This is a genomic window from Streptomyces sp. NPDC127106, assembly GCF_042677605.1.
Taxonomy (GTDB): domain Bacteria; phylum Actinomycetota; class Actinomycetes; order Streptomycetales; family Streptomycetaceae; genus Streptomyces.
In genome coordinates, this window is record NZ_JBHXTC010000093.1 from 2404 (window position 1) to 12237 (window position 9834).

At 74.0% G+C, this 9834-nt stretch carries 9 protein-coding genes and 1 pseudogene; 3 read left to right on the forward strand and 7 right to left on the reverse strand.

Features of this window, described 5'->3' with window-relative positions:
- A pseudogene (locus ACFVGY_RS36280) lies at positions 1-368 on the reverse strand (hypothetical protein); the annotation flags it as partial.
- A gap of 165 nt (positions 369-533) precedes the next feature.
- On the reverse strand, positions 534-875 hold the full coding sequence (locus ACFVGY_RS36285; RefSeq protein WP_385686394.1) for a hypothetical protein: 342 nt from the start codon (positions 873-875) through the stop codon (positions 534-536).
- A gap of 377 nt (positions 876-1252) precedes the next feature.
- Between ACFVGY_RS36285 and ACFVGY_RS36290 the strand changes: the two genes are divergently transcribed.
- Positions 1253-1612 carry a hypothetical protein gene (locus ACFVGY_RS36290; RefSeq protein ID WP_385686397.1) on the forward strand — a complete coding sequence of 120 codons (360 nt, stop codon included), beginning with the start codon at positions 1253-1255 and terminating at the stop codon, positions 1610-1612.
- A 103-nt stretch (positions 1613-1715) separates the two neighbouring features.
- Here the strand turns inward: ACFVGY_RS36290 and hutH are convergent, their stop codons facing one another.
- The 5 genes from hutH to ACFVGY_RS36315 form a co-directional block, all read right to left on the reverse strand.
- Positions 1716-3257 carry a histidine ammonia-lyase gene (hutH, locus tag ACFVGY_RS36295; RefSeq protein WP_385686431.1) on the reverse strand — a complete coding sequence of 514 codons (1542 nt, stop codon included), beginning with the start codon at positions 3255-3257 and terminating at the stop codon, positions 1716-1718.
- A gap of 175 nt (positions 3258-3432) precedes the next feature.
- On the reverse strand, positions 3433-4548 hold the full coding sequence (locus ACFVGY_RS36300) for a diguanylate cyclase domain-containing protein (RefSeq protein ID WP_385686400.1): 1116 nt from the start codon (positions 4546-4548) through the stop codon (positions 3433-3435).
- 91 nt (positions 4549-4639) lie between these two features.
- On the reverse strand, positions 4640-5428 hold the full coding sequence (locus ACFVGY_RS36305; RefSeq protein ID WP_385686403.1) for an enoyl-CoA hydratase/isomerase family protein: 789 nt from the start codon (positions 5426-5428) through the stop codon (positions 4640-4642).
- Between the two features lie 41 nt (positions 5429-5469).
- Complete coding sequence (locus tag ACFVGY_RS36310) at positions 5470-6630, reverse strand: adenylate/guanylate cyclase domain-containing protein (RefSeq protein WP_385686406.1); 1161 nt, start codon at positions 6628-6630, stop codon at positions 5470-5472.
- Positions 6631-6859: 229 nt separating this feature from the next.
- Complete coding sequence (locus ACFVGY_RS36315; RefSeq protein ID WP_385686410.1) at positions 6860-7738, reverse strand: biotin--[acetyl-CoA-carboxylase] ligase; 879 nt, start codon at positions 7736-7738, stop codon at positions 6860-6862.
- A gap of 130 nt (positions 7739-7868) precedes the next feature.
- Between ACFVGY_RS36315 and ACFVGY_RS36320 the strand changes: the two genes are divergently transcribed.
- The gene (locus tag ACFVGY_RS36320; RefSeq protein ID WP_385686413.1) at positions 7869-9467 is read left to right on the forward strand and encodes an acyl-CoA carboxylase subunit beta; all 1599 of its coding nucleotides are present in this window, start codon (positions 7869-7871) and stop codon (positions 9465-9467) included.
- Between the two features lie 18 nt (positions 9468-9485).
- Complete coding sequence (locus ACFVGY_RS36325) at positions 9486-9701, forward strand: acyl-CoA carboxylase epsilon subunit (protein ID WP_385686416.1); 216 nt, start codon at positions 9486-9488, stop codon at positions 9699-9701.
- Positions 9702-9834 lie beyond the last annotated feature (133 nt).

Genomic DNA, 9834 nt, shown 5'->3' on the forward strand with positions numbered 1-9834 from the left:
CGCGGTGGGCAGGTGGGGAGGGGTGGGCCCCAGGCCCGGCGCCAAGCCGGCCGCGGGGGCGCCGCCCCCCCGGGCGCCCCCGCCCCGTCTCCCGCCCCCCCCCGGGTCGCGCCCTCGGAGGTCTTCAGCTCGACCGCGGTGAGCGTGCCGTCGGCGACGCTGACGGCCGTGGTGTCCAGGCCGACGTTGGTCGCGCCGTCCTTTGGCGCGATCGTTATCTTGACCTTCGCCGCGTCCTTGGCGGCCGCCGCGTCGACGTCGGACTGGGACTTGGCGGTGTCCCCGCCGCCCTTCGCCCCGCCCTCGTCCCCGCCGCCGCACGCCGTGAGCATCAGTACGCCGCCGAGCACGGCCGATATGGCCGCCACGGACCTTCTCCGCCGCTTGCTGTCCGTCCTCACACGCCACTCCATCGTTGCCGAACCCCCCGGGGGCATCCCCGGGCAGGGGGACACGCCCCCTGCCACGCACCAGTCAACGCATTGACGGCCCGGACGGTTCCACATTCCGTTTGGATGTGGGCCACCCCACGGTCAGGCGTTGTCGGTCTCTCTGTCGAAGCCCCCATCTTCCTCGTCCAGGTCGTACTCCAGCGACTCGGGGTCGTATTCGACGGGCTCGCTGCTCCAGGAGGCCTGTACGAGCTCCACCCCGGGGACGTCCACGACCAGGTCGGTGGGGTCGACGAGGTAGGCGAGGGCCTCCGATTCGTCCTCGCGGACCGCCGCCTCGGCGTGGCCGCGCTCGTCGTCCGGCATGGACTCGTCGGCGGAGATGTGGTCGAGTGCGGCTCCGGTGAGCGCCTCGGCGTCCGGCACCTCCAGCACCAAATCCACCCGAAGCCGTACGTACCGTGATGTGTCAGAAGGGTTCATACGTCGGAGAGTAAGCCCGCACGAGCCCCGGCTTTCCACGACCCGCCCCTTTCCCTGACGGGCTCCGCAGGCGTTTTACGTGTCCGGGCGTCCCTCGGCCGCGATGCGCCGTCCTTCACGGCGAAGGTCGAGTCCTGCGTTCTCGTCGCGGTCGTGGGCCGTCCCGCAGGAGCACACCCAGTTCCGGACCTTGAGCCCTTCCCGTCCCTTCGGACCCTCGATGCTGCGACTGCAGACCGACGGCACCGAGGTGCAGGTCCGCCACCAGCCATCCCGCCGGACCAGCACACCCCGACATCGATATCTCCCAAGGCCGTTAGTCCCGGTAGCATCTCCGCACACGGTCAATTCGCTGCTTCCGCAAGGGGGATCGCCCCGTGTCCGCACGCCCGCCCCTGCTCACCTCGCTGGGTGCGACCACTCTCCTCGCCGCCCTCTGGTTCGTTCCGTCCGCGAACGCCACCCCACCCGAGTCCGCGGCCCCCGCCTCCGTCGGGCCGGCCTCCGTCGCGCCCGCCTCCGGGAACACCGGCGACTCCGACACCGTCACGATGACCGCCGACGGCGCGGGCGGCGCGGACGCCGGCGGGACCCCGCAGGCCGCTCGGGCCGCCACCCTGGCGCTCGCGGACACCGGCGGGATCGACACCACCCCGTACCTGCTGACCGGCACCCTGTTCCTGGGCGTGGGCGCGGGTTTCGTCACCTTCTCGGTACGCCGCACCCGCGCCCTGTAGCACGTCGCAACGGCCGGGGGCCGCCCGCCGGGACACCTCCCGGGAGCGGCCCCGGCCGTTCCTCTTCCGCGCCGCCGGTCACTGCCGGACGGGTGCGGGCTGCTCAGGCGAGCGGGCCCGTGACCCCCTCGACGGCCTCGACCAGTCCGCCCGAGCGCACGAACGCGTCGGCGGCGGCCAGGTCGGGCGCCAGGAAGCGGTCCGGCCCGGGGCCCTCGACGCCGGCCGCCCGGGTGGCGGCGATGGCGGCGAGGCTGGCCGGGGCTGCGGTGAGCCCGTGGCGGAGCTCGATGGCGCGGGTGGCCGCGTACAGCTCGATGGCGATGATGCGGGTCAGGTTGTCGACGGCGGTGCGCAGCTTGCGCGCGGCCGACCAGCCCATCGAGACGTGGTCCTCCTGCATGGCGGAGGAGGGGATGGAGTCGGCGGAGGCCGGGACGGCCAGCCGCTTCATCTCGCTGACCAGGGCGGCCTGCGTGTACTGGGCGATCATCAGGCCGGAGTCGACGCCCGCGTCATCGGCGAGGAACGGCGGCAGGCCGTGCGAGCGGTTCTTGTCCAGGAGGCGGTCGGTGCGCCGCTCGGCGATGGAACCGAGGTCGGCGGCCGCGATGGCGAGGAAGTCCAGGGCGTACGCGACGGGCGCGCCGTGGAAGTTGCCGTTGGACTCCACGCGTCCGTCGGGCAGGACCACCGGGTTGTCGACGGCGGAGGCCAGCTCGCGGGAGGCGACCAGGGCGGCGTGCGCGAGGGTGTCGCGGCCGGCGCCGGCGACCTGCGGGGCGCAGCGCACCGAGTACGCGTCCTGCACGCGCGGGGCGGACTCCTCCTGGTAGTGCCCGGTGAGCCCGGAGCCCTTCAGGACGGCGGCCATGTTGGCGGCGGCGTCGCCCTGGCCGGGGTGCGGGCGGATGGCGTGCAGCTCGGGCGCGAGGACCTTCTCCGTGCCGAGCAGGGCCTCCAGCGTCAGGGCGGCGGTGATGTCGGCGGAGGTGTAGAGCCGGCGGAGGTCGGCGAGGGCCATGATCAGCATGCCGAGCATGCCGTCGGTGCCGTTGAGGAGGGCGAGGCCCTCCTTCTCGCGCAGCTCGACGGGCTCGATGCCGGCCTCGGCGAGCAGTTCGCAGGCCGGGCGGACGACGCCGTCGGGGCCCTCGGCGTCGCCTTCGCCCATCAGGGTGAGCGCACAGTGCGAGAGCGGGGCGAGGTCGCCGGAGCAGCCGAGGGAGCCGTACTCGTGGACCACGGGCGTGATGCCCGCGTTGAGCACGTCGGCCATGGTCTGGGCGACGGAGGGCCGGACGCCGGTGTGGCCGGAGGCGACCGTCTTCAGGCGCAGGAACATCAGGGCGCGCACGACCTCGCGTTCGACGCGCGGGCCCATGCCGGCGGCGTGCGAGCGGACGATGTTGCGCTGGAGCTGGGCGCGCAGCTCCGGGCTGATGTGCCGGGAGGCCAGGGCGCCGAAGCCGGTCGAGACCCCGTAGACGGGCTCGGGCTTGGCGGCGAGGGAATCGACGATCTCGCGGGAGCGGGCGAGCGCGTCCAGGGCTTCGGGGGACAGCTGGACCCGCGCGTTGCCGCGGGCGACGGCGATGACGTCCTCGGGGGTGGTCCCGGACGTCCCCACCACGACAGTGTGCATATCCATATTCAGCACCCTACGGACTGAATCACTTCATGTCACTAGTGACATTCACCGGATGTCTCCGACCCGGGCAGAAGTCCGCCGGTCGCCGCCCCGCCCCGCCCCACCCCGGGAGGGACGCACGCCGTCACGCCGCCCACCGTCACGCCGCACGCCGTCACGCCGCCCACCGTCACGCCCGGCCGCGGAAACGGCGCCGCTCGCCCGGGGCCTCCTGCTGGGCCGTGTCGGCCAGCCGCACCACCGCCGTGTCGCGCCCGGCGACGACCGGGCCGGCGGAACGGGCCGCCTTGGCCTTGTACTGGGCGGCGTCGGCCAGCCGGAACAGCCGCCGGGAGGTCGTCACGGGGCCGATCGGGTCCCCGGTCGAGGCGACCCCGCAGGCCACCCCCTCGCCCAGCTCCAGCCCGCCCGCGCGGCGACACAGCTCCTCGGTGACCCGCACCACCTCGTCGGCCGGGGGGCCGACGCTGACCAGGCAGAACTCGTCACCTCCGAGCCGGGCGGCGAGCGCGCCCGGCAGCATCGCCCCGCACAGGCTCAGCACGGACCCGAAGCGCTCCAGGAGCCGGTCGCCGGTGGCGTGGCCGAGGGTGTCGTTGACCCGCTTGAGCCCGTTGAGGTCGCACACCACCAGGCTCACGACGACACCGCCCCGCCGGTGCTCCTCCAGGGCCCCGTCGAGCCGCACGTCGACGGCGCGGCGGTTGGCCAGCCCGGTCAGCGGGTCGGTGAACGCGAGCCGCCGGGCCTCCTCCAGCCGGTCGTTCTGCGCGAGCCCGGCGGCGATCACGGCGGCGAGGACGGTCGCGAACTCGGCGTCGTCCTCGTCGAAGTCGGGCAGCCCGTCGTCCCGGGCCACGTACAGCTCGCCCCAGGCGCGGCCGCTCAGGACGACGGGCGCCACGACGCAGGTGCCGCGGCCGCGCCGGCGCAGGGTCTCGCCGCGGCGGCCGGGGCGGGCGCCGCCGGCGCTCTCGACCCAGGCGTGCGGGCCCCCGCCGCCGACCCAGCGCTCGTGCAGGAACTCGGTGATCTCCGGGAAGTCGTGCACCGGGTACGACTCGTCCTCGGGGAACTCGGCCTCGTCCGCCCGGCGCTCGCCCTCGTTGACGAGCACCCGCAGCCGGCCGCGCTCCCGCTCCCAGGCGGAGATCGCGGCGAACGACCCGTCCATCGCCAGGCGCGCCCCCCGCGCGGCCGCCCGCACGCTGTCCCGCGGCGCCCCCGCGGCGGCCATGGCCTGCGCCAGGCCCACGACGGCTCGCAGCCGCGCGTCGAGTCCCATCACCCCAGGTTAGGGAGTTTCATCCGATTTGGTAGGCGATGGCCCCGCCGGGCGGGGCCCGGCGGAGGCACGAAGGCGGCGAACCCTGCGGCTACTGTCCCGGCCAGTTGGGGCGGCGCTTCTCGTTGAACGCCGCCACGCCCTCCGCCCGGTCACCGGAGAAGGCCACCGTCCGCCAGGCCGCGTCCTCGATCTCCAGGCCCGCCGCCAGGTCCATCCCGTGCCCCAGCCGCAGCGCCCGCTTGGCCGCCCGCAGGCCGACCGGGGAGTTCGCCGCCATCCGGGCGGCCAGGGCGAGGGCCTCCTCGCGGTCCCGGCCCGCCGGCACCACCGAGTCGACCAAGCCCAGCGACAGCGCCTCCGCGGCCTCCACCCGGCGGGCCGTGAAGATCAGCTCCGCCGCCCGGGCCGCGCCCACGCGCCGCGGCAGCAGTTGGGTGCCGCCGCCGCCCGGGATCACGCCCACGGACACCTCGGGCAGGCCGACCACGGCCGTCTCGTCGGCCACGATCACGTCGCAGGCCAGCGCCAGCTCGAAGCCGCCGCCCAGCGCGAAGCCGTGCACCGCCGCGATCGTCGGCATCGGCAGCTCCAGCACGCCCCCGTACGCGCCCCGGGTCGTGGGCCGCTGGCGCACCAGCTCCGCGTCGCTGAGGGAGTTGCGCTCCTTGAGGTCCGCGCCGACGCAGAACGCCCGCTCCGCCGTCGAGGTGAGCACGACCACCCGGACCGACCGGTCCGCCGCCAGCTGCGCGCAGGCCGACCCGATGGCCCGCGCCATCTCGGTGGACACCGCGTTCATCGCCTTCGGCCGGTCGAGGACCAGCTCCACGACCCCGTCGTCACCGTGCCGACGTACCGCTACGAACTCCGACTCCATCGCCGACTCCACCGACACAGGGCCCTCCCGGTTAACGAACGTTACCCGGGGATCTTAGGCTTCCGCCGCGTCAGCGACCAGGGCTCCACGACGCCCAACCCGCGCACCGGCCGCTGCCACATCGGCTGCAGCGCGAAGCGGTACGAGCCGCCGCCCTCCTCGGCCTCGGCCTCCTTCTCGGAGACCGGGGCCGCGCCCGTGCGGCCCAGCTCCTCGGCCATCGCCCCGTCGACCAGCACCGCGTCCTTCGGGGCTATCGAGGTCAGCCGGCTGGCCAGGTTCACCGTGGTGCCGAAGACGTCGCCCATCCGGGTCGTGACCGTCCCGAAGGCGATGCCGACGCGCAGCTCCGGCATCAGCGGGTCGGCGTCCATCGTCTCGATCAGCCGCAGCGCGATCTCGGCCGCCGTCGCCGCGTCGTCCGCCGCGTACAGCACCTCGTCGCCGAGCGTCTTGATCAGCCGGCCGCCGTGCGCGGCGACCAGGTCCGCGGCGTTCGTCTCGAAGGACTCGACCAGCTCGCCGAGCTGCTCCTCCTCCAGGCGCCGTGTCAGACGGGTGAATCCGACCAGGTCGGCGAAGCCCACCGCGAGGCGCCGGTCGACCATCTCCTCGTCGTCGGCCGCCTGCACCACCCGGCCGGTGGCCGCCGCCAGCTGGCGCCGCCACACGTAGACGAGGAACTCCTCCAGCTCCGGGAGGAGCAGCTCGACCAGCGGGTACGTGACCTCCGTACGGGTCATGCCCGGCTCCGGCGGCTCGGTCAGCCCTTCCAGGAAGGAATCGATCTGCCATTCGGCCAGTCGGGCGGTGGTCTGGCCGGTGGAGCGGGCCACCTGCACCGCCATCGGCTCGCTGAGCAGCCCCGCCTCGACGAGGCCGGCGAGCCGGCGCAGCGCGAGGACGTCGGCCTCGGTCAGGGCCCTGGCCTGGCCGATGTCCGCGAAGCCCATGGCCCGCCAGAAGCGGGAGGCGAGCTCCATCGACACGCCGGCGCTGCGGGCCGCCTGGAAGGGGGTGTACCGGCGTTCCGCCCCGAGGATGAGCTGCTCCAGCCGGATGGCGAGCGGGTCCGCCGTCGGCTGGGCGGTGTGGTCCACCTCGTGGTGCGGGGTGTGCTGGTCGCGCCCGATCGGCCCCGGGCCGCTCGGGTTCCCGGGTCCGCGGGCGGACGCACCGGACGTAGAGTCGTCGACGGTCAAGGGCCGCCTCCTGTCCATTCCGTGCGCACTGCCCTGCCGAACCGGTGATCACCGGCAGGACCGGGATCGCCTAAACCATACGGCAGGTGTGCCGTAGCTCACTCCCCACTCCCGTGACCTCCGGCGCCCGGCACGGGGCACGGGCCGGTCCGGGGCCCCGCCGGGCGGCCACCCGGCGGGCACCCCGGGCCCGGCCCGCCGGGGGCCGGCTGACCGGCCCGGACCCGCTCTAGTGCGCGGACCTGAGGTGCACCACGTCCCCGGCGCCGACGGCCTCGTGCGCCCCGTCCGCCGTCCGTACGACGAGCCGCCCCTCCGCGTCGACCGCTTCGGCCGTCCCGGTGAGCGACCGCCCGCCGGGGAGCTCCGCCCGCACGTGCCGGCCGAGGGTCGCGCACTGGGCCGCGTACGCCTCCTGCAGGCCGCTGGCCGCGGGGTCGCCGGCGGCCGCGCGCCAGTTCCCGTACCACTCCTCCAGGGACCGCAGCAGGGCCTTCAGCAGCGGCTCCCGGTCCGTGACGGCGGCCTTCGCCAGGGCCAGCGACCCGGCCTCCGGGACCGGGAGCTCGTCCTCGGTCAGCGACACGTTGAGGCCGATCCCGATGACGATCCCGTCCGCGACCCGCTCCGCGAGGATGCCGGCGGCCTTGCGCTCGGCCCCTTCCACGGTGACCAGCAGGTCGTTGGGCCATTTGAGTGCGGTGTCCACCCCGGCGGCCCGGGACAGCCCGGCCGCCGTGGCCACCCCGGCCAGCAGGGTCAGCCAGCCCCACCGCTCCTGCGGCACGGCCTCGCCCGGCTTGAGCAGGACGGAGAAGAACAACCCCGACCGGGCGGGCGCGACCCAGTTGCGGTCGAGCCGCCCGCGCCCGGCGGTCTGCTCCTCGGCGACGAGTACGGCCCCCTCGGGCAGCTGCGCTGCCCGGGCGGCGAGATCGGTGTTGGTGGACCCGGTGGTGGGGACGACTTCCACCGAGGACCACAGTCCTTGCCCGGTGACGAGGGCGCGCTGCAGCGCGGCGGCGTTCAGCGGCGGCCGGTCGAGGTCCGACCAGCGGCCCGCGGAGGGCCCGGAAGGGGCTCCTCCTGAAGCATCTGATGGCGTCATGCAAGCCACATTAGGTGTGTCAAACGCCGCACTGCCGAGCGCCATGCCCGCCGATACGCTACGCACCAGTAGCCAGCAGTAGTCATTCATTGACCAGGCAGTTGACACCACACAGGGAGCCGCGACCCCGATGTCACAACCGTCAGAGCCGATCGACATCCACACCACCGCGGGCAAGATCGCGGACCTGCAGCGCCGTATCGAGGAGGCCACCCACGCCGGCTCCGCCCGGGCCGTGGAGAAGCAGCACTCCAAGGGCAAGCTGACGGCGCGCGAGCGGATCGCCCTGCTGCTGGACGAGGGCTCTTTCGTCGAGCTGGACGAGTTCGCCCGGCACCGCTCCACCGACTTCGGCATGGAGAAGAACCGCCCGTACGGCGACGGCGTCGTCACCGGCTACGGCACCGTCGACGGCCGCCCGGTGGCGGTGTTCTCCCAGGACTTCACCGTGCTCGGCGGCTCCCTGGGCGAGGTCTTCGGCCAGAAGATCATGAAGGTCATGGACTTCGCGCTGAAGACCGGCTGCCCGGTCGTCGGCATCAACGACTCCGGCGGCGCCCGCATCCAGGAGGGCGTCATGGCCCTCGGCATGTACGGCGAGATCTTCCGCCGCAACACCCACGCCTCCGGTGTCATCCCGCAGATCTCGCTGGTCGTCGGCCCGTGCGCCGGCGGCGCGGTCTACTCCCCCGCCATCACCGACTTCACCGTGATGGTCGACCAGACCTCGCACATGTTCATCACCGGTCCGGACGTCATCAAGACGGTCACCGGCGAGGACGTCGGCTTCGAGGAGCTCGGCGGCGCCCGCACCCACAACGCGACCTCGGGCGTGGCCCACCACATGGCCGGGGACGAGAAGGACGCCATCGAGTACGTCAAGTCCCTGCTGTCGTACCTCCCGTCGAACAACCTCTCGGAGCCGCCCGCCTTCCCGGAGGAGGCCGACACCGAGGTCACCGACGGCGACCGCGAGCTCGACGTGCTGATCCCGGACAGCGCGAACCAGCCGTACGACATGCACACGGTGATCGAGCACGTCCTCGACGACGGCGAGTTCCTGGAGACCCAGGCGCTGTTCGCCCCGAACATCCTCACCGGCTTCGGCCGGGTCGAGGGCCACCCGGTGGGCATCGTCGCCAACCAGCCGATGCAGTTCGCCGGCTGCCTCGACATCAACGCCTCCGAGAAGGCCGCCCGCTTCGTGCGGACCTGCGACGCCTTCAACGTCCCGGTGCTGACCTTCGTCGACGTCCCGGGCTTCCTGCCCGGCACCGACCAGGAGTACAACGGAATCATCCGGCGCGGCGCGAAGCTGATCTACGCCTACGCCGAGGCCACCGTCCCCCTGATCACCGTCATCACCCGCAAGGCCTTCGGCGGCGCCTACGACGTCATGGGCTCCAAGCACCTCGGCGCCGACCTCAACCTGGCCTGGCCGACCGCGCAGATCGCCGTCATGGGCGCGCAGGGCGCGGTCAACATCCTGCACCGCCGCACCCTCGCCGAGGCCGAGGCCGCCGGCGAGGACGTGGAGGCCGTCCGCGCCCGGCTCATCGCCGAGTACGAGGACACGCTGCTCAACCCGTACACCGCCGCCGAGCGCGGCTACGTCGACTCGGTGACGATGCCCTCGGAGACCCGCGCGCACATCGTCAAGGGCCTGCGCCAGCTGCGCACCAAGCGCGAGGCCCTGCCGCCGAAGAAGCACGGCAACATCCCCCTCTAGGTCCGGGAGGTCAATCCTGTGGTGATCAAGGTCGTCAAGGGGAATCCGACCCCGGAGGAGCTGGCCGCCGCCCTGGCGGTGGTCCAAGCGCGCGCGGCGGTGCTGGCCTCGGCACCGTCGGGCGCACCGCGGGTGGTCGACGCGTGGGCGGACCCGAGCCGGCTGGCGGCGCGCACGCTGCCGCAGCCGGGGCCGCGCGCGTGGGCCCGTACGTACTGGCCCGGCCGGGGCTGAGGACGCCGACGCGCCGGAAGATGGCGCGAAACGGCGGGGGGGGGGCGGGGGGGGGGGGGCGGCCCCCCCCCCGCCCCCGCCCCCGCCCGCCCCGCCCCGCCCGGGGGGCGCCCCCCCCCCATCTCCCCCCCCC